Annotated in this window: 19 protein-coding genes; 12 read left to right on the forward strand and 7 right to left on the reverse strand. The window is 72.0% G+C overall.

Features of this window, described 5'->3' with window-relative positions; genetic code table 11:
* The first annotated feature begins 179 nt into the window (after positions 1-179).
* On the forward strand, positions 180-1,727 hold the full coding sequence (locus tag V6U89_RS03965) for a S1 family peptidase (protein WP_334569216.1): 1,548 nt from the start codon (positions 180-182) through the stop codon (positions 1,725-1,727).
* A 55-nt stretch (positions 1,728-1,782) separates the two neighbouring features.
* Entirely contained in the window at positions 1,783-4,401 is a 2,619-nt protein-coding gene (gene valS, locus V6U89_RS03970; RefSeq protein ID WP_334569217.1) for a valine--tRNA ligase, read from the forward strand.
* 125 nt (positions 4,402-4,526) lie between these two features.
* Here the strand turns inward: valS and V6U89_RS03975 are convergent, their stop codons facing one another.
* The 4 genes from V6U89_RS03975 to V6U89_RS03990 are packed head-to-tail and all read right to left on the reverse strand — an operon-like array spanning position 4,527 to position 7,981.
* Positions 4,527-5,237, reverse strand: a complete 711-nt coding sequence (locus tag V6U89_RS03975; RefSeq protein WP_334569218.1) for an ABC transporter permease subunit — start codon at positions 5,235-5,237, stop codon at positions 4,527-4,529.
* A complete protein-coding gene (locus V6U89_RS03980) occupies positions 5,237-6,196 on the reverse strand; it encodes an ABC transporter ATP-binding protein (RefSeq protein ID WP_334569219.1) in 960 nt (319 codons plus the stop codon). The genes V6U89_RS03975 and V6U89_RS03980 overlap by 1 nt, the downstream gene beginning before the upstream one ends.
* The gene (locus tag V6U89_RS03985) at positions 6,193-7,074 is read right to left on the reverse strand and encodes an ABC transporter permease (RefSeq protein ID WP_334569220.1); all 882 of its coding nucleotides are present in this window, start codon (positions 7,072-7,074) and stop codon (positions 6,193-6,195) included. The genes V6U89_RS03980 and V6U89_RS03985 overlap by 4 nt, the downstream gene beginning before the upstream one ends.
* Positions 7,067-7,981, reverse strand: coding sequence for an ABC transporter ATP-binding protein (locus V6U89_RS03990; RefSeq protein WP_334569221.1), 915 nt, complete (start codon positions 7,979-7,981; stop codon positions 7,067-7,069). The genes V6U89_RS03985 and V6U89_RS03990 overlap by 8 nt, the downstream gene beginning before the upstream one ends.
* Positions 7,982-8,159: 178 nt before the next feature.
* Between V6U89_RS03990 and V6U89_RS03995 the strand changes: the two genes are divergently transcribed.
* The 4 genes from V6U89_RS03995 to galT all read left to right on the forward strand — a co-directional run bounded on the left by V6U89_RS03995 (position 8,160) and on the right by galT (position 12,348).
* Positions 8,160-8,729, forward strand: a complete 570-nt coding sequence (locus V6U89_RS03995; RefSeq protein ID WP_334569222.1) for a DM13 domain-containing protein — start codon at positions 8,160-8,162, stop codon at positions 8,727-8,729.
* Positions 8,730-8,826: 97 nt separating this feature from the next.
* Positions 8,827-10,359 carry an adenylyl-sulfate kinase gene (gene cysC / locus V6U89_RS04000; protein ID WP_334569223.1) on the forward strand — a complete coding sequence of 511 codons (1,533 nt, stop codon included), beginning with the start codon at positions 8,827-8,829 and terminating at the stop codon, positions 10,357-10,359.
* A gap of 109 nt (positions 10,360-10,468) precedes the next feature.
* Positions 10,469-11,275: a DeoR/GlpR family DNA-binding transcription regulator gene (locus V6U89_RS04005; protein ID WP_334569224.1), complete on the forward strand. Its 807-nt coding sequence runs from the start codon at positions 10,469-10,471 to the stop codon at positions 11,273-11,275.
* Positions 11,272-12,348 (forward strand): galactose-1-phosphate uridylyltransferase, encoded by a 1,077-nt coding sequence (galT, locus tag V6U89_RS04010; protein WP_334569225.1) that lies wholly within the window; start codon positions 11,272-11,274, stop codon positions 12,346-12,348. The genes V6U89_RS04005 and galT overlap by 4 nt, the downstream gene beginning before the upstream one ends.
* 390 nt (positions 12,349-12,738) lie before the next feature.
* Here galT and V6U89_RS04015 read toward each other — a convergent pair whose 3' ends face one another.
* The gene (locus tag V6U89_RS04015; protein ID WP_280836870.1) at positions 12,739-13,956 is read right to left on the reverse strand and encodes an NADP-dependent isocitrate dehydrogenase; all 1,218 of its coding nucleotides are present in this window, start codon (positions 13,954-13,956) and stop codon (positions 12,739-12,741) included.
* Between the two features lie 135 nt (positions 13,957-14,091).
* Between V6U89_RS04015 and V6U89_RS04020 the strand changes: the two genes are divergently transcribed.
* The gene (locus V6U89_RS04020) at positions 14,092-14,925 is read left to right on the forward strand and encodes an MBL fold metallo-hydrolase (protein ID WP_334569226.1); all 834 of its coding nucleotides are present in this window, start codon (positions 14,092-14,094) and stop codon (positions 14,923-14,925) included.
* Positions 14,926-15,063: 138 nt separating this feature from the next.
* Here V6U89_RS04020 and mdh read toward each other — a convergent pair whose 3' ends face one another.
* Positions 15,064-16,014, reverse strand: coding sequence for a malate dehydrogenase (mdh, locus tag V6U89_RS04025; RefSeq protein WP_334569227.1), 951 nt, complete (start codon positions 16,012-16,014; stop codon positions 15,064-15,066).
* A 101-nt stretch (positions 16,015-16,115) separates the two neighbouring features.
* The gene (locus tag V6U89_RS04030; protein WP_334569228.1) at positions 16,116-16,976 is read right to left on the reverse strand and encodes a bifunctional methylenetetrahydrofolate dehydrogenase/methenyltetrahydrofolate cyclohydrolase; all 861 of its coding nucleotides are present in this window, start codon (positions 16,974-16,976) and stop codon (positions 16,116-16,118) included.
* Positions 16,977-17,380: 404 nt separating this feature from the next.
* Here V6U89_RS04030 and V6U89_RS04035 point away from each other — a divergent pair, with 404 nt between their 5' ends.
* The 5 genes from V6U89_RS04035 (at position 17,381) to V6U89_RS04055 (ending at position 23,012) form a co-directional block, all read left to right on the forward strand.
* Positions 17,381-18,985, forward strand: coding sequence for a peptide ABC transporter substrate-binding protein (locus V6U89_RS04035; RefSeq protein ID WP_334569230.1), 1,605 nt, complete (start codon positions 17,381-17,383; stop codon positions 18,983-18,985).
* A gap of 79 nt (positions 18,986-19,064) precedes the next feature.
* Entirely contained in the window at positions 19,065-20,003 is a 939-nt protein-coding gene (locus tag V6U89_RS04040) for an ABC transporter permease (RefSeq protein ID WP_154941917.1), read from the forward strand.
* Entirely contained in the window at positions 19,996-20,952 is a 957-nt protein-coding gene (locus tag V6U89_RS04045; protein ID WP_334569231.1) for an ABC transporter permease, read from the forward strand. Before V6U89_RS04040 ends, V6U89_RS04045 begins: the two co-directional genes overlap by 8 nt.
* Before the next feature lie 7 nt (positions 20,953-20,959).
* Positions 20,960-21,997, forward strand: a complete 1,038-nt coding sequence (locus tag V6U89_RS04050) for an ABC transporter ATP-binding protein (RefSeq protein ID WP_210779651.1) — start codon at positions 20,960-20,962, stop codon at positions 21,995-21,997.
* Positions 21,981-23,012, forward strand: a complete 1,032-nt coding sequence (locus V6U89_RS04055; RefSeq protein WP_334569232.1) for an ABC transporter ATP-binding protein — start codon at positions 21,981-21,983, stop codon at positions 23,010-23,012. The genes V6U89_RS04050 and V6U89_RS04055 overlap by 17 nt, the downstream gene beginning before the upstream one ends.
* Positions 23,013-23,119: the final 107 nt, after the last annotated feature.

Genomic DNA, 23,119 nt, shown 5'->3' on the forward strand with positions numbered 1-23,119 from the left:
GGCGCCGGCGCGACGACGCGGGCAACCCGGGGGCCCGTCGCCCGGCTAGACTGCCGGGCGTCGATCGGCCCGGCGATCGCCCAAGGGCGACGTCCGGTGGGACCGGTCAGGCACAGCCGAACACACGGGGAGGTTGCGGCGTGCGGATCCGACGACGAGTGGTTGTCGCGGCAGCGTTGGTGGTCAGCACGGTGGGCGCGGCGACGGTCGCCCTGGCGCGGGAGGACGACGCCGGTCCGGCGCCGGCCGCCGCGCCGGCGGGCGCGGTCGAATCGGCCACCGCCGGGACGACCCCGGCGGACGCGGCGCCCAGTGCGGACAGCGGCATCGGCAGCCAAGCCGGCGCGGGCCGCTCCACCGTGGACACCCGACCGGTCACGGCCGTCGGGCGGCCCGCCGGTGAGGTGGCGAAGGACGCGCCTGCCTCGGTGGCCTACCTGAGCGACCGCTACCGGGTCAGCCAGGACGAGGCAGCCCGCCGGGTCGCCCTCCAGGAACTCTCCGCGCCGCTCGCGGCCACCCTCGCCACGAGGTATCCCACCGAGTACGCCGGCATGTGGCTGGACCAGGCCGGCGGCGGCGTGCTGACCATCGCGGCCACCGACCCGGCCCCGGTCACCACGGCGGTCGCCGGGGTGCCGGACGCCACCCACGTGAAGGTCGTCCCGGCGCGCCACTCGCTGCGCGAGCTCACCGAGGCGGCGGCCCGCGTGGCCGGCGCGCTCGACGCGACCGCCGGCACCGACGTGGTGGTCGACGAGCAGGCCAACGAGGTTCTGGTGCTCACCGGCGGCGCGGTCGCCGCGGACGACGCTCGGCTGGCCGGCGCGATCGAGGCCGCCGGGGTGCCGGCCCGGACCCGGCAGCTACCGGCCGCGATCGAGAAGTCGTGCAACCCGCTCAACTGCGCCCAGGCGCCGATGCGCGGCGGCATCCGGCTGGACGTGCCCCGGGACGACGACACGGTCGGCGGCTGCACCAGCGGCTTCAACCTGCGGGCCCGGTCCGGGCGGTACTACGTGCTGACCGCCGGGCACTGCGTGGTCGGCGGGCGGCACACCGAACTCGACCGGACCTGGCACCAGTTCCTCGGCCCGAAGGTGCCGGTCGGCGTGGAGTCCACCAGTCCGGTGCTCGCCGAGAACACCACCACCCACGACTACGCGGTGATCCCGTACCAGGACGGCGCGATCGACCGGTGGGCGTACCCACGGCGCAGCGGTGGCGACCAGGCCAGCCTGGTCAACTACTGGTGCGTGACGGGCAACCCGGCCCCGGCCTGCGCCACCAAGGGCAGCCACGACGTGAAGATCACCGGCTACACCGCCTACAGCGCGGTGCAGGTCGGTTGGGTGGTCTGCGCGACCGGCTCGGCGTACACGCCCAAGGCGGGCGAGGTGTACGTCGACTCCGGGGCCGGCGCCGGTTACGTTCCCGGCACCCGCTGCGGCACGGTCACCAGCAAGACCAACGGCCGCATCGGCGTGCGGGTCTGCGCCCGCCCCGGTGACAGCGGCGGGCCGCTCTTCACCGAGTCCGACGGCCGGGCGCTCGGCATCCTGAACGACGGCGACCCGGGCAGCGGCGCCTGCACGAACCCGAACGAGCAGAACTACTACATGCCGGTCTCCACCGTCCTGGACCGGGTGAACGCCAACACCGGCCTCGGCATGCAGCTCGCCACCCGTGGCCCGCTGCTCACCCCGATCGGCTCCACGAACCGTTAGGCGACACCGTCGATAAGCCGTGGGCAGCGCGACGCGGGCTGCCTACGATCGACGGATGACTGATACGGCGAGGACGGCCCGCGCCGGCGTCCCCGAGCGTCCGACCCTGGACGGGCTCGAGGAGACCTGGGCGCGCCACTGGCAGGAGGAGGGCACGTACGCGTTCGACCGCTCGAAGGAGCGGTCGGACGTGTACGCCATCGACACCCCGCCGCCGACCGTATCGGGCGAGCTGCACATGGGGCACGTCTTCTCGTACACCCACACCGACATGGTGGCCCGCTTCCAGCGGATGCGCGGCCGGACGGTCTTCTACCCGATGGGCTGGGACGACAACGGCCTGCCCACCGAACGACGGGTGCAGAACGTCTACGGGGTGCGCTGCGACCCGTCCCTGCCGTACGACCCGCACTGGCAACCGCCGGCGACGCCGGTCAGCGAGGAGCGGCGGAAGGACCCGACGCCGATCGACCGGCGCAATTTCGTGGCGCTGTGCGAGCGGCTGACCGCCGCCGACGAGCAGGTCTTCGAGGCGCTGTGGCGGCGACTCGGGCTGTCGGTGGACTGGTCGCTGACGTACACGACGATCGGGCGGGTGGCGCGGGCGACGAGCCAGCGGGCGTTCCTGCGGAACCTGGCCCGGGGCGAGGCGTACCAGGCGGAGGCGCCGACGCTCTGGGACGTCGGCTTCGCCACCGCGGTGGCCCAGGCGGAGCTGGAGGACCGGGAGCGGCCCGGGGCGTACCACCGGCTGCGGTTCACCGGGCCCGGCGGGCGCGAGGTGCTGATCGACACCACCCGGCCGGAGCTGCTGCCGGCCTGCGTGGCGCTGGTCTGCCACCCCGACGACGAGCGGTACGCGGACCTGGTGGGCCGCTCGGTGCGGAGCCCGGTCTTCGCGGTCGAGGTGCCGGTGCACGCGCATCCGGTGGCGGACCCGGCCAAGGGCACCGGCATCGCCATGGTCTGCACCTTCGGCGACCTGACGGACGTGACCTGGTGGCGGGAACTCCAGCTGGACACCCGGGTGGTGATCGGCCGGGACGGCCGGCTGCTGCCGGAGCCGCCGCACGGGGTGCCGGCCGAGCCGTACGCCGCCCTGGCCGGGCAGACCGTCAACGGCGCCCGGCGAACGATGGTGCAGCTGCTGGCCGACGCCGGTGACCTGGTCGGCGAGCCGCGCGCGATCACCCACCCGGTGAAGTTCTACGAGCGCGGCGACCGGCCACTGGAGATCGTCTCGACCCGCCAGTGGTACCTGCGCAACGGCGGGCGGGACGCCGGCCTGCGCGAGGAGCTGCTGGCCCGGGGCGGCGAGCTGCGCTGGGTGCCGGAGCACATGAAGCACCGGTACGACCACTGGGTGGGCGGGCTGACCGGTGACTGGCTGGTCAGTCGGCAGCGCTTCTTCGGGGTGCCGGTGCCGGTGTGGTACCGGCTCGACGACGTTGGCGAGCCGGACTGGTCCCACCCTCTCACACCGGACGAGGCGATGTTGCCGGTCGATCCGTCCAGCGATCCGGCGCCCGGTTTCGAGGAGTCGCAGCGCGGGCTGCCGGGTGGCTTCATCGGCGACCCGGACGTGCTGGACACCTGGGCGACCTCCTCGCTGACCCCGCAGATCGTCGGCGGGTGGGAGACCGACCCGGACCTGTTCAGCCGGGTCTTCCCGATGGACCTGCGCCCGCAGGGGCAGGAGATCATCCGGACCTGGCTCTTCTCGACGGTGGTCCGGGCCCACCTGGAGCACGGCGTGCTGCCCTGGCGGGACGCGGTGCTCTCCGGCTGGATCCTCGACCCGGACCGGAAGAAGATGTCCAAGTCGAAGGGGAACGTGGTCACCCCGATGGCGCTGCTGGAGCAGCACGGTTCCGACGCGGTGCGGTACTGGGCGGCCAACGGCAAGCCCGGCATGGACCTGGCCTTCGACCCGGCGCAGATCAAGGTGGGCCGGCGGCTCGCCACCAAGCTGCTCAACGCCTCCCGGTTCGCCCTGGGGCTGGGCGCCGCGGACGCGTTGCGCGCCCCGTACGACAACTCCAGCTCGGCGCGTCTGACGCCGCGCCGCGACCTGGAGCTGTCGGCCACCGCGCCGCTGGACACCGCCATGCTCGCCGAGCTCTCCGACGTGGTCGCCGCCGCGACGTCCGCCTTCGACGCGTACGACCACACGGCGGCGCTCCAGGTCACCGAGGCGTTCTTCTGGCGGTTCTGCGACGACTACATCGAGCTGGTGAAGGAGCGCGCCTACGGCTCCGGGCCGGGTGCCGAATCGGCGCGGGCGGCGCTGGCGACCGCGCTGTCGGTGCAGTTGCGACTCTTCGCCCCGGTCCTGCCGTACGTGGCCGAGGAGGTCTGGTCCTGGTGGCGGTACGGCTCGGTGCACCGGGCCACCTGGCCGACCACGTACGAGGTGGGGCGGGCGGTCGAGGGCCCCGCCGACCCGCAACTGCTGCGGCTGGCCGGGGACGCACTCGGCCAGGTGCGCCGGGCCAAGTCGGAACGGAAGCTGTCCATGAAGGCGGAGGTGCCGCTGGCCGAGGCGCTCGGCCCCGCCGCCCTGCTGGAGCAGCTCACCCTGATCGCCGACGACCTCCGCGCCGCCGGCCGCATCGCCAAACTCGACCTGCTCCCCGACCGCACCCCCGAACTGGTCATCGCCTCCGCCTTCTAACCCCCGCCCCCACCCCGCCCCCGAGATGCCCCCACTTTCAGAGAAGGAGTGGCCATTCAGCGCGCTGAGGCCACTCTTTCTCTGAAACTGCATCCCGGGGGGCGGGGGGTGGGGGGTGGGTGGGGTCAGCTGGTTTCGCCGGCCATGGAGAAGGAGCGGAGGCGGTCGATCGCCAGGACGGTGAAGCCCACCGCGACGACGCCGGTCAGCACGGCCGCGACGGGGACGGAGACGGTGGTGGAGAGCAGGTCGGTGGGGGCCATCCGGTCGGCCATGGCGACCACCCACTGCTGGATCGAGAGCACCTTGGTGCCGCGGACGAAGTTGCCCAGCAGCCCCTCCCACATCAGCACGTAGACCAGCCCGAGCAGGACCGGCCGCCGGGTGACCAGGCTCAGCGCCAGGAACAGCGCCGAGTACGCCAGCGCGCCGAGCGCCGAGGCGGCGGCGAGGGCCAGCCCGAGGCGTACCGAATCGGCGAGCACGCCCGCGACGAAGAGCGGCACGGCGACGGTGGTCGCGCTGACCACGGTGGCCACCGCCAGCTTCGGCAGCACGATCTGCCAGCGCGGCAGCGGCTTGGTGAGGATGTGCACCACGGTGCCGTCGTCGATCTCGGCCCCCAGCACGCCGGTGCCCACGATCAGGGCGACCACCGGCAGCACCACGGCCAGGCCGAGGCCCACCAGCACCGGCGGCCCCCAGTCAGCCGGCTCGACCCCGAGCGACCGGCAGAGCATCGCCAGCCCGAGCATCAGGAGCGGCAACGGCAGCAGGATCAGGAAGCGACGCCGGCCGAACAGCCCGCGCGCGGTGATCCAGGAAACGGTCGACATCAGGCCTCCACCAGGTAGGAGAAGACGCTCTCCAGGGACTCGTCCTCGGGCAGCAACTGCCGGACCCGGACGCCGTGGGCCAGCGCGATCTTCGGTAGCGCCCGGGTGAAGGCGCCGTAGTCGCCGGCCTTGACGGTCAGGCCGGTGCGGTCCAGCTCGACCCCGGTGACCGAGGGCTCGGCCATCAGCGCGACCGCCAACGCCCGGTCGTCGGTGGAGCGGACGGTGAACACGTGCGGCCGGTTGGTCATCAGCCGGCGGATGGTCCGGAAGTCCCCGGAGGCGGCGAGCCGGCCGGCCACCATCACCTGCACGGTGCCGGAGACCTGCTCGACCTCCTCCAGGATGTGCGAGCTGAACAGGATGGTCCGGCCGGCGTCGCCGAGGGAGTGCAGCAGCCCCATCATGTGCAGCCGCTGGCGCGGGTCCATCCCGTTGAACGGCTCGTCGAGCAGCAGCACCTGCGGGTCGTGCACCAGCGCCGCGGCGACCCGCGCGCGCTGCCGCATGCCCTTGGAGTACGTCCCGATCCGCCGGTCCTGGGCCTCCTCCAGCTCGACCAGGGCGATCGCCCGCCGGGCTGCCGCCGCCGGGTCGGGCAGCCGGTGCAGCTTCGCGCTGGCCAGCACGAACTCGTACGCGGTGAGGAAGGTGTGCACCGCCTCCCGCTCGCTGACCAGCCCGAGCCGGCGGTAGACCTCCGGGTGGCGCCAGGTCGGCTCGCCGTCCAGGGTCACCGCGCCGCGGGACGGGGCGAGGAAGCCGGCCATCATGTGCAGCAACGTCGTCTTGCCGGCGCCGTTCGGGCCGAGCAGGCCGGTGACCCCGGGGCCCAGCCGCATGGTGATGTCGTTGACCGCCACCACGTTGCCGTACCAGCGGGACACCCCGGCCAGGTCGAGGGTGCTGGTGGCGGTGGTCGGGACGCTCGCCGTGGGATCGGCGCTGATCGTGGTCATCGGGCGGCCACCTTCCGGTATCGCAGCAGCAGCAGGGCGACGCAGCCGGCGACCAGCAGCACGGCGGCGAGGGCGTAGACCGGGCCGAAGCCGCCGATGTCCGGTCCACCCTGGTCCTCGGAGACCAGCAGGTCGCCCAGTGACCAGATGCCCACCCCCTGCACGATGGTCGACGGGGAGCCCAGTCCGGCCAGCTCATTGACGGTGCGGGAGGGCAGGATGGACAGGGTGCCGACGATCGGGGTGGTCATCAGGAAGACCGCCACGATCCCGCCGGCCGCGAACGCCCGCTTGCCGGTGAGCGAGGCGACCAGCAGGCCGACCGAGGCGAAGACGACCGCCCAGAGGCCGGCGTAGAGCAGCCCCGGCAGCAGGTCGAGCAGCTCGTTCCAGACGCCGCGCATCCCGTCACCGGTGGTGAAGGCCGCGCCGAGGAACATCACCAGCTGCGGCCCGCCGAGCAGCAGCCAGAGCGCGCTGATCAGGGCCAGCAGCTTGGCCAGCGCGTAGTCGCCGCGCGGCAGCGGCCGGGAGAAGTACAGCGGCAGCACGCCGCTGCGCAGGTCGCGGGAGACCAGCTCCGGCGCGGCCACCGCGGCGAAGAAGATGACCAGCCAGCTCATCGAGTCGGCGAACTGGGCGTACGTCATCACCACCTCGCCGATCTGGCTGCGCACCGCGGTGGCGCCGGCGGCCACCATGGTGACGATGCCGACCACCAGCCAGGGGAAGATCTTGGCCTTGGCGCTGCGGCCCAGCCCGAAGGCGGTCCGCAGGCCGTGCAGGTAGAGCGCGCCGAAGACGTGCCGGCGGCCGAGGCGGGGGCCGGTGTAGCGCTGGTAGCCGATGTCGTGGATGACGCCGGTCGGCTCAGACATGGCTGGGCTCCCTCGTGGCGAAGAGTTCGGCCACCCGGTGCCGCCGCTGGTCGAGCCGGTGCAGCGGCAGGTCCAGCTCGGCGACCGCGCCGAGGATCAGGTCGTAGGTGGCCTCGTCGGCGAGCGGGACGAGCAGCATCCGCCCGTCCCGGCTGACCGGCAGGTCGAGCGCGGCGAGCCGGGAGGCCAGTTCGTCCGTACCCTCGCTGACCTCGACGGCGAGCACGTCGGTGGCGGAGGTCATGGCGGCGATCGGGCCGGCCCGCAGCAGCCGACCACCGTCGATGGCGACCAGCGTGTCGCAGATCCGCTCCACCTCGCCGAGCAGGTGCGAGCAGACCAGCACGGAGATGCCGAACTCGGTGCCGATCCGGTGCACCAGGGCGAGCATGTCGTCCCGGCCGGCCGGGTCGAGGCCGTTGGTCGGCTCGTCGAGGAGCAGCAGGTCCGGGTCGTGCACCAGGGCCTGGGCCAGCTTGACCCGCTGCTTCATGCCGGTCGAGTAGCCGCCGACCGGCCGGTAGCGCTCCTCGTAGAGGCCGACGTGCCGCAGCGCCTCGGACGCCCGCTCGCGGGCCGTCGTCCGGGGCAGCCCGCTGATCCGGCCGAGGTGGGTGACCAGCTCGGCGGCGGTGAGGTCGGGCGGCAGCGCGTCGTGCTCGGGCATGTAACCCACCCGGGCCCGGACGGCCGCCGGGTCGGTGGTCGGGTCGAGGCCGAGGACGGAGACTCGGCCGCTGGTCGGGGCGAGCAGGCCCAGCAGGATCTTGATCAGGGTCGACTTGCCGGCGCCGTTCGCGCCCACCAGGCCGATGATCCCGGGCTCCACCGCGACGGTCAGGTCGGCCAACGCGGTGACCCGCCCCCCGTACGTCTTGGTCAGCGACTCGGTCGCTATGAGTGTCACGCCCGTCAGCGTAGGAAGCCGACGCCCGCGCGGGTATCAGGAATCGCCCGGGGTCGCCCCTGAGAACCCGTCCGGGGGACACCGGTCGGATTCCGCGCCCGGGCCCGAGCGGCCGGTAAGGGTTTCGTAACCCGGCGGCGGGATGACCGGGGCGGCCGGGCCCGGCAGACTGGACGACGTGGTCACCCGCCTGCTGCGTACCCCGCTGACCTGGGCCGTCGTCGTCGTGCTCGCCGCCGGGGCGGCCGTCGGGCTGTGGTGGTTCCAGCCCTGGAAGGCGGTCACCGACACCCGGGTCGCCGAGCGGCTGTCCGACGTGGACGTGGCCACCACGCCGTCGGCCGGTCCCGCTCCGACGGGGGGCGCGGGACCGGCCGGGCCGACGCCGACCCCGGCGGGGCCGGCGCTGCTCAGCCGGGGAGAGTTCGTCACCCACGAGCACGACACCTCGGGCACCGCCCGGGTCGTCCGCGCCGGCGACGGGCGGCACCGGCTGGAACTGGTGGGTCTGGCCACCTCCAACGGCCCCGACCTGCGGGTCTGGCTGACCGATCAGCCGGTCCGCGCCGGCTGGGACGTCTTCGACGACGGCCGGTGGGTCGAGCTGGGCCGACTCAAGGGCAACCGTGGCGACCAGGCGTACGACATCCCGCCGGGCACCGACCTGGCCGGGCTGACCAGCGTGTCCATCTGGTGCAAGCGGTTCGCGGTCTCGTTCGGGGCCGCCCCGCTCACCCCGACCGGTTGAGCCGTCCCCAACCGCCCGGCCCGCAGTGGAGTGGCGCTCTCGACCGATCGCCGGTCGGCTGCGAAACTGTGTGCCGGTCAGCGAGTGAGGGGTACGGATGAGCAACGGGTGGGTGCTGCCCGACGAGGTGCTTCGGGACGCGCCGGCGTACACGCCGCGCCCGGGTGAGCTGGCCGATCTGGAGCTGTTGCTGACCGGGGCGTACGCGCCGCTGGCCGGCTTCATGACCCGCGCCGACCTGGCCTCGCTGCAGCGTCGCGGCCGGCTCGCCGACGGCACGCCGTGGCCGGTGCCGGTGACCCTCCAGGTGCCGGCGGCGCTGGCGGCCGGGCTGGACCCGGCCGACCCGGGGCGCCGCACGCTGGTGCTCAGCGACGGCGAGGGCGCACCGGTGGCCGCGCTGGAGGTCGCCGACGTCTGGGCGGCCCGCGAGGGCGTGGCCGGGGTGGGCGGCCCGGTCCGCCGGCTCGGCGACGGCGGGCACGGCCCGTTCCAGCGGCTGCGCCGCAACCCGGAGGAGGTCCGGGCGCTGCTGCCTCCGGGCCGGGTGCTCGGCGTGATCGCCGACCGGCCCCTGCACCGGCCGCAGCTGGCGCAGATCGCGCACGCCGCCCGTACCCTGGGCGCCCACCTGCTGGTGATGATCCCGGTGGGCGAGGGGGCCGGCTCGGGCGGCGTGCCGCCGGAGGCCCTGGTGCGCAGCGTCTTCGCCGCCCGCGACCGGATGCCCCCGGCGACCCTGGTCGCGGTGCCGATGCCGCGCGGCCGCGACGAGATCGGCGACGCCCTGCTGCGGGCCCGGATCTCCGCCGCGTACGGGGTGACCCACCTGCTCTCCACCGGTGAGATGCTCTCCGGCGCGGGCCTGCGGGTGCTGGTTCCCCGCGAGCTGGCCTACGACAACCGGGACGGGCAGTGGCGCTGGCGGGAGGACATCCCACCGCGCAACCGGCGGCTGGCGCTGCGCCAGGAGGAGATCGACGACCTGCTGGACCGGGGCTTCCCGCTGCCCGAGTGGCACACCCCGCCGGCGGTGGCCAAGGAGCTGAGCCGGGCCCGCCCGCCGCGGCGGCACCGGGGCCTGGTGGTCTTCCTGACCGGCCTGTCCGGCTCCGGCAAGTCGACCATCGCCCGCGGGCTGGCGGACGTGCTGCGGGAGCAGGGCGACCGCACGGTGACCCTGCTCGACGGCGACGTGGTGCGCCGGGAGCTGTCGGCGGGGCTGGGCTTCAGCCGGGCGGACCGGGACGCCAACGTCCGCCGGATCGGCTGGGTGGCCGCCGAGGTCGCCCGGCACCGGGGGGTGGGCATCTGCTGCCCGATCGCCCCGTACGCCCAGGCGCGGGCGACCGCCCGGGAGATGGCGCTGGCGGCGGGGGCCGGTTTCGTGCTGGTCCACGTGGCCACCCCGCTGGAGGTCTGCGAGCGGCGGGACCGCAAGGGCCTGTACGCCCGGGCCCGGGCCGGCCTGCTCACCGGGATGACCGGCGTCGACGACCCGTACGAGGAGCCGACCGACGCCGAGATCGTGGTCGACACCACCGACCTGGCCGTCGACGAGGCGGTGCTGTCGGTGCTGAACCACCTCACCGAGACCGGCTGGGTGGAGCCCCGCCTCCAGTCCGCCTGATTCCCGTCAGGGTCACCTTTCGTCGCTGCCCCCTGCGCGCTAGTGTTCATCTTTGTTGGAACACGTTCGAGCGCGTGTGAGAGTGCGCGGGAGCCGGAGGTACGGACGGATGCTGGCGCGGCAGCGGCAGGCGGCCATCCTCGACCGGGTCCGCACCACCGGTGGCGTCCGGGTCACCGAGCTGGCGGCGGAGTTCGGCGTCTCCGACATGACCATCCGGCGTGACCTGGAGACGCTGCACGAGCAGGGCCTGCTGGCCAAGGTGCACGGCGGCGCCACCGTTCCCGGCTCCAGCTCCACCGACGAGCCGGGTTTCCACGCCAAGTCGGTGCGGCAGCTCGTGGAGAAGGCCGCCATCGCGGGCCGGGCCGCCGAGCTGGTCCGCCCCGGCGCGGCGGTCGCGCTCTCGGCCGGCACCACCACCGCCGAACTGGCCCGCCGCCTGGTGGATGTGCCCGGGCTGACCGTGGTGACCAACTCGCTGCCGGTGGCCGAGATCCTGCACGCGCAGGGCCGCCCCGACCAGACCGTGGTGCTCACCGGCGGGGTGCGCACCCCGTCCGACGCGCTGGTCGGCCCGCTGGCCGTGGAGGCGATCCGCTCGCTGCACCTGGACCTGCTCTTCCTCGGCGTACACGGGATCACCGAGCGGGCCGGTTTCACCACGCCGAACCTGATGGAGGCGGAGACCGACCGGGCCCTGGTGGCCGCGGCCGACCGGCTGGTGGTGCTGGCCGACCACACCAAGTGGGGCACCGTGGGCATCTGCTCGATCGTCGGCCTCGCCGCCGCCGACGTGCTGGTCACCGACGACCGGCTGGCTCCCGAGGCGCGCCGGGTACTGGACGAGAAGGTGGGAGAGCTGGTGGTCGTGGCGAGCACGGGCCGGGCGACGACGGAGGGGACGGCGCGGTGAAGCGTACGGCGATCGAACTGGCGGACGGCCGCGAGCTGATCTACTTCGACGAACGGGACGACGCGGTCCGCGACCAGCCGGACCGGCGCGAGCTGCCCCCTCCCCCGCCCGCCTCCCAGCTGCGGTACGACCCGCTGACCGACGAGTGGGTGGCGGTGGCGGTGCACCGGCAGACCCGCACCTTCCTCCCCCCGGCCGACCAGTGCCCGCTCTGCCCCACCCGCGGCGACCGGCTCAGCGAGATCCCGGCCCCCGACTACGACGTGGCCGTGTTCGAGAACCGGTTCCCCTCGCTCAGCCAGCGGGTGGCCGACGAGCCGGCCGAGATGACCCCGTTCACCCCGGTACGCCCGGGCCGGGGCCGCTGCGAGGTGGTCTGCTTCACCGACGACCACAACGCCTCGTTCGCCAGCCTGCCACCGCGCCGGGTGCGCACCGTGCTGGACGCGCTGGCCGACCGGACCGTGGCGCTCGCCGAGCTGCCCGGGGTCGAGCAGGTGTTCTGCTTCGAGAACCGGGGCGTGGAGATCGGGGTGACCCTGCACCACCCGCACGGGCAAATCTACGCGTACCCGTTCGTGCCGCCGCGGACCCGGTCGCTGCTGGCCGCCGCCCGCCGGCACGCCGAGCGCACCGGCGGGGGCAACCTCTACGCCGACGTGCTCGCCGCCGAGCGGGCCGCCGGCAACCGGGTGGTCACCAGCAACGAGCACTGGACGGCGTACGTCCCGGCGGCCGCCCGCTGGCCGTTCGAGGTGCACGTGGCGCCGCACCGGCCGGTGCCCGACATCCCGGCGTTGACCGACGCCGAGCGGGACGCGTTCGGCCCGCTCTACCTGGATGTGCTGCGCCGCTTCGACGGGCTCTTCGACCTGCCGATGCCGTACATCGCGGCCTGGCACCAGGCACCGGTGCGGATCGACCGGGAGCTGGGTCACCTGCACCTTCAGCTGTTCAGCATCCGGCGGGCCAAGGACAAGCTGAAGTACCTGGCCGGCTCGGAGTCCGGCATGGGGGTCTTCATCAACGACATCGCGCCCGAGCGGGCCGCGGAGCTGCTTCGCGCCACCTGACCCCGGCCCGGGTCCCGGCGGCGAGTCGGGCGGCGAGTGCGGCCGCGCCCGGGAAACAGGGCGCGGGGGGCCCGGGACAGGGCCCCCCGCAGGGAAGGGACGGCTGGCTGTGCGCGACAGCCGGGAAGGTTTGGCTGATCGGCACTCGTGCCGCGAGGCGACCGCGGTCAACCTTCCTGGACGAGACTGGCATCACGTCCACCCACTTCAACGACCCACGCCCACCTCGGTGACGCCGGGGGCCACGGCCACGGATTGATCGCCACCGTTCGCGGCGGGTCGCGCGGATCCGCTCGATCGGACACCGCGACCCGCCGCAGACCGCTCCCCGGGGTACGACGGAGCCCGCCGGCGGAGGCCGGCGGGCCCGGTCGGTGACACGTACGAGGATCAGGCGGAGAGCTTGCGCGCCAGGTTCTCGTCGAGCGCGTTCATGAACTCGTCGGTGGTCAGCCACGGGGCGTCCCGCGAGATGAGCAGCGAGAGGTCCTTGGTCATCTGGCCGCCCTCGACGGTGTCGACGATGACCTGCTCCAGGGTGTTGGCGAACTCGGTGACCGCCGGGGTGCCGTCCAGCTTGCCCCGGTGGGCCAGGCCCCGGGTCCAGGCGTAGATCGACGCGATCGGGTTGGTCGAGGTCTTCTCGCCCTTCTGCCACTGCCGGTAGTGCCGGGTGACCGTGCCGTGCGCGGCCTCGGCCTCGACGGTGCGGCCGTCCGGGGAGAGCAGGACCGAGGTCATCAGGCCGAGCGAGCCGAAGCCCTGCGCGACGGTGTCGGACTGCACGTCACCGTCGTAGTTCTTGCAGGCCCAGACGTAGCCGCCCTCCCACTTGAGCGCGGCGGCGACCATGTCGTCGATCAGCCGGTGCTCGTAGGTGATGCCGGCGGCGTCGAACTCGGCCTTGAACTCGTTCTCGAACACCTCGGCGAAGATGTCCTTGAACCGGCCGTCGTACGCCTTGAGGATCGTGTTCTTGGTGGACAGGTAGACCGGGTAGTTGCGGTCCAGGCCGTACCGGAACGAGGCCCGGGCGAAGTCCCGGATCGACTCGTCGAAGTTGTACATGCCCATGGCGATGCCGCCGCCGGGGAAGTTGGCGACCTCCATCTCCATCGGGGCGCCGCCGTCGGCCGGGGTGTAGGTGATGGTCACCGTGCCCGGGCCGGGGACGACGAAGTCGGTGGCCTTGTACTGGTCACCGTGGGCGTGCCGGCCGATGATGATCGGCTTGGTCCAGCCGGGCACGAGCCGCGGCACGTTGGACATGATGATCGGCTCGCGGAAGACGACGCCGCCGAGGATGTTGCGGATGGTGCCGTTCGGCGACCGCCACATCTTCTTCAGGCCGAACTCCTCCACCCGGGCCTCGTCCGGGGTGATGGTCGCGCACTTGACGCCGACGCCGTGCTCCTTGATGGCGTTGGCGGCGTCGACGGTGACCTGGTCGTTCGTCTCGTCGCGGTGCTGGATCGAGAGGTCGTAGTAGTGCAGGTCGACGTCGAGGTAGGGCAGGATCAGCTGCTCACGGATCTGCTTCCAGATGATCCGGGTCATCTCGTCGCCGTCGAGTTCCACGACCGGGTTGTTTACCTTGATCTTCGCCATCGACCGGCGCTCCTCTCGGGGGACACGTGCTCAAGCAGTACGAGCGTACTGGAAACGGGCCGGCACCCCCCAGCCGGCCTCGGTCGGCCGGATAACCGGATGCCCGGCACGGGAGTTCACTGGCACCATCGCCCGATGCCACTGAGCCGCACCCTCGGGTCTATCACGGTCACCGCGCTCACCGACGGCGAGGGGGCGTTCTTCCAGCCCCGCGCCGAGGCGTTCCCCGACGCCACCGCGGCGCACTGGCGCGAGGCGGACCGGCGCGACCCCACCTCGGTCACCCCCGACGGCCGCTGGTGGCTGCCGTTCCGCAGCTTCGCGGTGCGCGCCGGCGACGGGCCGGTCACGCTGGTCGACGCCGGCATCGGACCGGCCGGCTCGCCCGCCGCGAGCTGGGCGCCGGTGCCGGGGCGGCTCCCCGCCGAACTGGCCGCCGCCGGCATCGACCCCGCCGACGTGCGCACCGTCGTCCTCACCCACCTGCACAGCGACCACATCGGCTGGGCGGTCACCGGCACGCCCGGCCGCCCGTACTTCCCGAACGCCGACTACCTGGTGCAGCGGGCCGAGTTGGACGCGATGGAGACGATCAATCCGGGGCTGCCGGCCGGCCTGGTCGCCCCGTTACGCGCCGCCGGCCAGCTCCGGGTGGTCGACGGCGACACCCCGCTCACCCCGGAGGTACGCCTGCTGAGCACCCCCGGACACACCCCCGGCCACCAGTCGGTGCTCATCGACTCCGGCGACGAGCGCCTCCTGCTCACCGGCGACCTCCTGGTGCACGCCGTGCAACTCGTCGACCCCGACCTGGCGTACGCCCACGAGGAGGACCCGGCCACCGCCCGCACCTCCCGCACCACCCTCCTGCGCACGCTCGCCACGGCCCCCACCCCCACCCACCTGGCCACCCCCCACCTGGGCACCCCCTTCACCCCCCTCCAACCCCACCTCCCGTCGCCCCGGTGATCATGAAGTTATTGCTGCGACACGCCGGGCGGACCGGCAACAACTCCATGATCGACGAGGTGGGGAGCCGAGGGTGGGGATGGTGAAGGGGGCACGCCGGTGGGTACCGGCGTGCCCCCTTCGGGTGGTGCTGGTGGATCACATGCTGGCGATGTCGCTCTGCTTGGCGCGGACGGCCTCCGCGGCCTCCTTCAGGCTGGCCAGCTCGTCGGCGTCCAGATCGGTCTCGACGACCCGCTTGACGCCCTCGGCGCCGATCTCGGCCTCGACGCCCAGGTAGACGCCGGAGATTCCGTACTCGCCGTCGACCCAGGCACAGACCGGCATGACGTCGCCGGAGTCCTCCGCGACGGCCTTGGCCATCCGGGCGGCGGCAGCCGACGGGGCGTAGTACGCCGAGCCGGTCTTCAGCAGCGCCACGACCTCGGCGCCACCGTTGCGGGTCTTGACGACCAGCTCCTCGATCTGCTCGGCCGGCATCGCGTCGCGCAGCGGCTTGCCGTTCACCGTGCTCTTCGACGGCACCGGGACCATGGTGTCGCCGTGCGAGCCGAGGGTCAGGGTCTTGACCGACTTCACCGGCACCTGGAGGGCCTCGGCGACGAAGTTGGTGAACCGGGCGGTGTCGAGCATGCCGGCCTGGCCGAGCACCCGGTTCTTCGGGAACTGGGTGGCGAGCTGGGCCAGCGCGGTCATCTCGTCCAGCGGGTTGGAGACCACGATGACGACCGCGTTCGGGGCGTACTTGGCGACGTTCTCGGCTACCTGACGGACGATCTTGGCGTTCGTCTCCAGCAGGTCCATCCGGCTCATGCCCGGCTTGCGCGGCAGGCCGGCGGTGATCACGACGACGTCCGAGCCCTCGATGGCCTCGTAGCCCTCGCCGTTCGGGCCGGTGGTGACGCCGACGACCTTGGTCTCGAAGCCCTCGATCGCGCGGGACTGGTTGAGGTCCAGCGCGAGACCCGCCGGCTTGCCCTCCACGATGTCGGTGATCACGACGGTGTCGAAGACGTCGTACTCGGCCAGGCGCTGTGCGGTGGTGGAGCCGTAGAAGCCGGCCCCGACGACAGTGACCTTCTTACCCATGGTCGTCCCACTCCCTGCTACCAGTCGGTTTTCCGGACCGTATCAGCCATCCTGGCACCGATCCGGGCAGGGGCGGACGGTTATGACACCGATGGGCGTCCTCAGCCCCGCTCGGCGCGTTCCACCACGTTGGTGAGCAGCATGGCGCGGGTCATCGGCCCGACGCCGCCGGGCATCGGGACCACCTTGCCGGCCGCCTCGGCCGCCTCCGGGTCCACGTCCCCGGTGTACCGGCCCTTGCCGTCCGCGCCGATCACCCGGGTGATGCCGACGTCGACCACCGTCGCGCCCGGCGTGATCATGTCGGCGGTGAGCAGCCCGGGTACGCCCGCGGCGACGATCACGATCTCGGCGGCGCGGGTGTGCGCGGCGAGGTCGAGGGTGCCGGTGTGGCACAGGGTCACGGTGGCGTTCTCGCTGCGCCGGGTGAGCAGCAGGCCCAGCGGGCGGCCGACCGTGTTGCCCCGGCCGACCACGGCGACCGTCGCACCGCGCAGCGGTACGTCGTGCCGGCGCAGCAGCTCGACGATCCCGCGCGGGGTGCAGGGCAGCGGGGCGTCGTAGCCGAGCACCAGCCGGCCGAGGTTGACCGGGTGCAGGCCGTCCGCGTCCTTGTCCGGGTCGATCATCTCCAGCACGCGCTGGGTGTCCAGGTGGGGCGGGAGCGGCAACTGGACGATGTAGCCGTGGCAGGCCGGGTCGGCGTTCAGCTCGGCGAGGACCGCGTCGACCTGCTGCTGGGTGGCGTCGGCGGGCAGCTCGCGGCGGATGGAGGCGATTCCGACCTCGGCGCAGTCCCGGTGCTTGCCGTTGACGTACGCCTGGGATCCCGGGTCGGCCCCGACCAGGACGGTGCCGAGGCCCGGGGTGATGCCGCGCTCCGCGAGCGCCTTGACCCGCGTCCGCAACTCGTCCTTGATCTCTGCCGCGGTCGCCTTGCCGTCCAGGATCGTCGCCGTCACGTCCCGATCGTCTCACGGCGACGGCCGCTGGTTGGGACGACGACCAACCGTGACTTTCCGTTACGTGGGTTTAATCACCGAGAGTTACCTCATGTGGGGTCCGCCACAACTCGGGACGGACAGCGGATCATGAACCGACACAGAGCAGACAGCCGGCCGACAACCGCGCACGGCGGTCGGCAGCGCCCCACCGACGCGGAAGGCCAGCCTTCGAAACCGACATTGAGCAGCGCCTTCACATAGCAGAGGGGTGGCAGGGCGACAAGACGGGGGCGAGCCTTCCGTTACTGGTTCGCAACGCTCTCGTTGCCGAACAGCCGGTCGCGACCTACCGTTGCCAAACGTTGCGCAGCGTTACCCAGCGCCGGGCCAGACTGCGCAGCGTGAGGAGATGAGGAGACTCAATGCGAGTTCGTAGGCTTGCCGCCTGGACCGCTCTCCCGCTCGCGGTGACGCTTGGCCTGGTGGCCTGCGGCTCGGGCGGCGACGGCGGATCAGGGCAGAGCGACCCCAACGCGGCCGTGCGGATCGAGATCGCCGAGCCGCAGCACCTGGTGCCCACCAACACCAACGAGACCAGTGGTTCGCAGGTGCTCGCCGCCCTGTTCAGCCCGCTGGTCGACTATGACGAGGCCAACAAGCCGTACGAGGTGGCGGCCGAGTCGGTGACGTCGTCGGACAACAAGGTCTGGACGATCAAGCTGAAGGACGGCTACACCTTCCACAACGGCGAGAAGGTCACGGCCGAGAACTACATCGACGCCTGGAACTACGGCGCGTACGCCCCGAACGGCCAGAACTCGAGCTACTTCTTCGAGAAGGTCGCCGGCTACGCGGACCTGCAGGGCGAGAAGCCGGCCGCGAAGACGCTGTCCGGGCTGAAGAAGGTCGACGACCGCACCTTCACCGTGACGCTGACCGAGCCGTACAGCGAGTTCAAGACGATGCTCGGCTACACCGCCTTCTACCCGCTGCCGAAGGCGGCCTTCTCCGCCCCGGGCGTGCTGGCCGAGGGCTACGAGCAGGCGCCGATCGGTCAGGGCCCGTTCAAGATCAAGGGCAGCTGGCAGCACGACGCAAAGGTCGAGGTCGAGAAGTACGACGCCTTCCCCGGCCAGAAGCCGAAGGTGGCCGGCGTCGAGTTCCGGATCTACCAGCAGCCGACCGCGGCCTACGCGGACGTGCTGTCGGACAACCTGGACGTCATCAAGACCATCCCGACCGAGAGCCTGTCGACGGCCGCCACCGACCTCGGTGACCGGTTCCAGCAGAGCCCGGCCTCGTCGCTGCAGGTGCTGGCGTTCCCGACGTTCCAGAAGGAATTCAGCAAGCCGGAGGTCCGCAAGGCGATCTCCATGGCGATCGACCGGGACGAGATCACCAAGTCGATCTTCAAGGACTCGCAGCAGCCGGCCCGTTCCTTCGTCTCGCCGGTCGTGGCCGGCTACCGGGAGAACACCATCGGCGCGGCGGGCGAGTTCGACCCGGCCAAGGCCAAGGCGATGTACCAGGCCGCGGGCGGCCCGTCCAAGATCGAGCTGTCGTACAACGGCGACGGCGGTCACAAGGACTGGATCGACGCGACCTGCAACCAGCTCAAGGCCAACCTGGGCGTGGAGTGCGTCGGCACCGCCGAGCCCAAGTTCGCGGACCTGCTGACCAAGCTCAAGGCGAAGCAGCCGGTCGGCCTGTTCCGGATGGGCTGGGTCATGGACTACCCGTCCATGGAGAACTACCTGGGCCCGCTGTACAGCACCAACGGTTCCTCGAACTACTACGGCTACAGCAACCCCGAGTTCGACAAGCTGCTGGCCGAGGGCGCCAAGGCGCCGACCGAGGAAGAGGCGATCAAGAAGTACCAGGCGGCGGAGGACCTCCTGGCCGAGGACCTGCCGGTGATCCCGCTGCGGTACGGCCAGAACAACTTCGGGCACTCGACCAAGGTCACGAACGTGGAGATGGATCTCTTCGACCGGGTCGACCTGCTGAAGATCGAGGCCGTCAAGTAACAGCGCTGGTGGGGTCGGGTCACCGGGAGGTGGCCCGACCCGCCACGCCCTTCGCCCCTTTTCAGAGAGACTTCACAGTATGTTCCGCTTTATTCTGCGGCGACTGCTCCAGATGGTCCTCGCCTTCTTCGGGACCACGCTGATCGTCTACGCACTGATGTTCGCCGGTCAGGGTGACCCGATCCAGGCGCTCGCCGGCGAACGCCCGGTCACCGCCGCCCAGCGGGCATACCTGACTGAGAAGTTCCACCTCGACCAGACCGGGGTGGGCGGATTCTTCTACCGCTACTTCGACTACATCAAGAACCTGCTCCAGGGTGACCTCGGGCAGTCGCTGACCGGCCGCCAGATCGGCGACATCCTCGCCGCCGCCTGGCCGGTGACGGTCAAGCTGGCGCTCATCGCGATGGCCGTGACGATCCTGTTCGGCGTCACCGCGGGTGTGCTCGCCGGCATCCGCCGGGCCAGCATCTTCGACAACTCGACGCTGGTGCTGACCCTGCTGGTGCTCGGCATCCCGACCATCGTGCTGGCCCCGCTGGCGCAGTACCTCCTCGGCGTCAAGTGGCAGCTCTTCCCGCCCACCGCCGGCGCCGAGCCCGACCTGTACGCGCTGCTGCTCCCCGGCATCGTGCTCGGCTCGCTCTCGCTGGCCACCGCGCTGCGGCTGACCCGGACCTCGGTGGCGGAGAACCTGCGCGCCGACTACGTCCGGACGGCCCGCTCGAAGGGCCTGGTCAAGCGGCGGATCGTCAGCGTGCACGTGCTGCGCAACTCGCTCATCCCGGTGGTCACCTTTCTCGGCGTCGAGCTGGGCAACCTGATGAGCGGCGCGATCATCACCGAGGGCGTGTTCAACATCCCCGGCGTCGGCTTCAACCTCTTCCGCGGCATCCGCACCGAGGACGGCCCGCTGGTGGTGGGCATCGTCAGCGTGCTCGTCGTGGTCTACCTCCTGTCCAACCTGGTGGTGGACGTCCTGTACGCCGTACTCGACCCGAGGATTCGCTATGAGTGACTTCGAGACCGTGGCGGCCACGGAGAACCAGGCCGCGCGGCGGGGCGTGTCCGGCGAGCCCGGGGCGCCCAACCAGATCGGCGCGCCGCAGAAGGCCCGCAGCCTGGCCGGTGACGCCTGGCGCGACCTGCGCCGCAATCCGATCTTCTGGATCAGCCTCACCCTGGTCGTGGTGGTCGCCGCGATGGCCGCCGTACCCTCCCTCTTCACCGCCAACGACCCGCGCGACTGCCTGCTCTCCCGGCAGCACGACGGGGCGTCCGGCGGGGCCATCTTCGGGTACGACTTCCAGGGCTGCGACACGTACGCCCGGGCGGTCTACGGCGCCCGCGCCTCGCTGCTGGTCGGCGCGCTCTCCGCGCTGCTCACCGGCACCATCGCGCTGGTCATCGGCATGCTGGCCGGCTACTTCGGCCGCTGGGTCGACGCGGTGCTCTCCCGCGTGATCGACATCGTGCTCGGCATCCCGCTGCTGCTCGCCGCGATCGTGCTGCTCAAGCGGGTGAGCACCAGCAGCGACAACGTCCGGCTGTTCGCGGTGATCTTCGTGCTGGCGGTGCTCGGCTGGACCACCGCGGCCCGGGTGGTCCGCTCCTCGGTGATCACCGCCAAGGAGCAGGACTACGTGGCGGCGGCCCGGATGCTCGGCGCCGGCAACGGCCGGATCATGTGGCGGCACATCCTGCCGAACGCGCTCGCCCCGGCGATCGTGGTGCTCACCATCGCGCTCGGCTCGTTCATCGCCGCCGAGGCGACGCTGAGCTTCCTCGGCATCGGTCTCAAGGCCCCGACCATCTCCTGGGGCATCGACATCGACGCCGGCCGGGTGCACATGCGCGAGGCGGCGACGCCGCTGGTCGTCCCCTCCGCCTTCCTCGCGCTGACCGTCCTCGCCTTCATCATGCTGGGCGACGCCATCCGCGACGCCTTCGACCCGAAGCTCCGGTGAGAACCTCATGACCCAGTCCGCTGTCCACCCGACGCCGGCCTCCCCCACGCCCGAGGGCGGCCACCTGCTCGACATCCGGGACCTGCACGTCGAGTTCCGGACGAGCGAGGGCGTCGCCAAGGTGATCAACGGCGTCTCCTACCACCTGGACGCCGGCGAGACCCTCGCGGTGCTCGGCGAGTCCGGCTCCGGCAAGTCGGTCACCGCCCAGGCGATCATGGGCATCCTCGACACACCGCCGGCGGTGATCCGCTCCGGTCAGATCCTCTACCAGGGTCGGGACCTGCTGAAGCAGTCGGAGGAGCAGCGCCGCCAGGTGCGGGGCAAGGAGATCGCGATGATCTTCCAGGACGCCCTGTCCGCGCTGAACCCGGTCTTCGGAGTCGGCTGGCAGATCGGCGAGACGCTGCGCCAGCGCGAGGGGATGTCCAAGGCGGACGCCCGGCGGCGCGCCGTCGAGCTGATGGACCTGGTCCGGATCCCGGCCGCGGCGAAGCGGCTCGGCGACTACCCGCACCAGTTCTCCGGCGGCATGCGGCAACGCGTCATGATCGCGATGGCGCTGGCGATGAACCCGAAGGTGCTGATCGCCGACGAGCCCACCACCGCGCTGGACGTCACCGTGCAGGCCCAGATCATGGACCTGCTGGCCGACCTGCGGCGGGACCTCAACATGGCGATGATCCTGATCACCCACGACCTCGGCGTGGTCGCCGGCGTCGCGGACCGGATCGCGGTCATGTACGCCGGCCGGATCGTCGAGCACGCCGACGTCCGGTCGCTGTACCGGTCGCCCGCCCACCCGTACACCAAGGGCCTGCTGGAGTCGATCCCGCGCATGGACGTGCGCGGCCAGGAGTTGTCGACGATCAAGGGGCTGCCGCCGAACCTGATGCGGATCCCCTCCGGCTGCCCGTTCCACCCCCGGTGCCCGTACGTGCAGCAGGTCTGCGTGGACGTGGTGCCACACGACCTGGTCCTCGGCGACGGCCGGACCAGCGCGTGCCACTTCGCGCAGGAGGTCCGAGATGACAGCGCCCGCTAGCCCGACCAAGGTCCGCGGCGAGACCATCCTCTCCGTCGACAACCTGGTCAAGCACTTCCCGATCACCCAGGGCGTGCTGTTCCAGAAGCAGACCGGCGCGGTCCGGGCCGTCGACGGGGTCAGCTTCGAGCTGCGCCGGGGCGAGACCCTGGGCATCGTGGGCGAGTCCGGCTGCGGCAAGTCGACCCTGGCCCGACTGCTGATGCGGCTGGAGACGCCCACCTCCGGCGGGGCCACCCTGGAGGGGAAGGATCTGTTCAAGGCCTCCGGGGCCGAGCTGCGTCGACTGCGGCGCAACATGCAGATGGTGATGCAGGACCCGTACACCTCGCTCAACCCGCGGATGACGGTCGGCGACATCATCGGCGAGCCGTTCGACATCCACCCGGAGGCGGCGCCGAAGGGCAGCAAGCAGCGGCGGGTGCAGGAGCTGCTGGACGTGGTCGGGCTCAACCCGGAGCACGTCAACCGCTACCCGCACCAGTTCTCCGGCGGCCAGCGGCAGCGCATCGGCATCGCCCGGGCGCTCGCCCTGCGGCCCGAGGTGATCGTCTGCGACGAGCCGGTCTCCGCGCTGGACGTCTCCATCCAGGCGCAGGTGATCAACCTGCTGGAGCAGCTCCAGGACGAGTTCGGGCTGTCCTACATCTTCATCGCGCACGACCTGTCGGTGGTCCGGCACATCTCGGACCGGGTCGCGGTGATGTACCTCGGCAAGATCGTGGAGATCGGCACCGAGGACGAGATCTACGAGCGGGCCACCCACCCGTACACCCAGGCGCTGCTCTCGGCGGTGCCGGTGCCGGACCCGGACGTCCGCAACGACCGGACCATCATCCGGCTCACCGGCGACGTGCCGAGCCCGGCCGATCCGCCGTCGGGCTGCCGCTTCCGCACCCGCTGCTGGAAGGCCCAGGAGGTCTGCGCCCGCGAGGAACCGCTGTCGGTCTCCCGGGCCGCCGACCCCCACCCCTCCGCCTGCCACTTCGCCGAACTCCGCCCCACCCTCCCCTGACCCACCCTCCCCGGGTTCCCGCCGTCGATCATGAAGTTGTTGTCCCGGCACGCCGTGGTGCCGGGCGACAACTTCATGATCGACGGGTCCAGGGTGGGGGGCCCGGC

It is taken from the genome of Micromonospora sp. CPCC 206171 (genome assembly GCF_036906755.1).
Classification (GTDB): domain Bacteria; phylum Actinomycetota; class Actinomycetes; order Mycobacteriales; family Micromonosporaceae; genus Micromonospora; species Micromonospora purpureochromogenes.

Bases quoted from the DNA above. Each gene is read 5' to 3' on its own strand.
- V6U89_RS04050 (WP_210779651.1), top strand. From the start codon at position 20,960: ATGACCCAGTCCGCTGTCCACCCGACGCCGGCCTCCCCCACGCCCGAG.
- V6U89_RS04045 (WP_334569231.1), top strand. From the start codon at position 19,996: ATGAGTGACTTCGAGACCGTGGCGGCCACGGAGAACCAGGCCGCGCGG.
- V6U89_RS04020 (WP_334569226.1), top strand. From the start codon at position 14,092: ATGCCACTGAGCCGCACCCTCGGGTCTATCACGGTCACCGCGCTCACC.
- V6U89_RS03985 (WP_334569220.1), bottom strand. From the start codon at position 7,074: ATGTCTGAGCCGACCGGCGTCATCCACGACATCGGCTACCAGCGCTAC.
- mdh (WP_334569227.1), bottom strand. From the start codon at position 16,014: ATGGGTAAGAAGGTCACTGTCGTCGGGGCCGGCTTCTACGGCTCCACC.
- V6U89_RS04055 (WP_334569232.1), top strand. From the start codon at position 21,981: ATGACAGCGCCCGCTAGCCCGACCAAGGTCCGCGGCGAGACCATCCTC.
- V6U89_RS04040 (WP_154941917.1), top strand. From the start codon at position 19,065: ATGTTCCGCTTTATTCTGCGGCGACTGCTCCAGATGGTCCTCGCCTTC.
- V6U89_RS04015 (WP_280836870.1), bottom strand. From the start codon at position 13,956: ATGGCGAAGATCAAGGTAAACAACCCGGTCGTGGAACTCGACGGCGAC.
- V6U89_RS04005 (WP_334569224.1), top strand. From the start codon at position 10,469: ATGCTGGCGCGGCAGCGGCAGGCGGCCATCCTCGACCGGGTCCGCACC.
- V6U89_RS03975 (WP_334569218.1), bottom strand. From the start codon at position 5,237: ATGTCGACCGTTTCCTGGATCACCGCGCGCGGGCTGTTCGGCCGGCGT.
- V6U89_RS03980 (WP_334569219.1), bottom strand. From the start codon at position 6,196: ATGACCACGATCAGCGCCGATCCCACGGCGAGCGTCCCGACCACCGCC.
- cysC (WP_334569223.1), top strand. From the start codon at position 8,827: ATGAGCAACGGGTGGGTGCTGCCCGACGAGGTGCTTCGGGACGCGCCG.
- valS (WP_334569217.1), top strand. From the start codon at position 1,783: ATGACTGATACGGCGAGGACGGCCCGCGCCGGCGTCCCCGAGCGTCCG.
- V6U89_RS04035 (WP_334569230.1), top strand. From the start codon at position 17,381: ATGCGAGTTCGTAGGCTTGCCGCCTGGACCGCTCTCCCGCTCGCGGTG.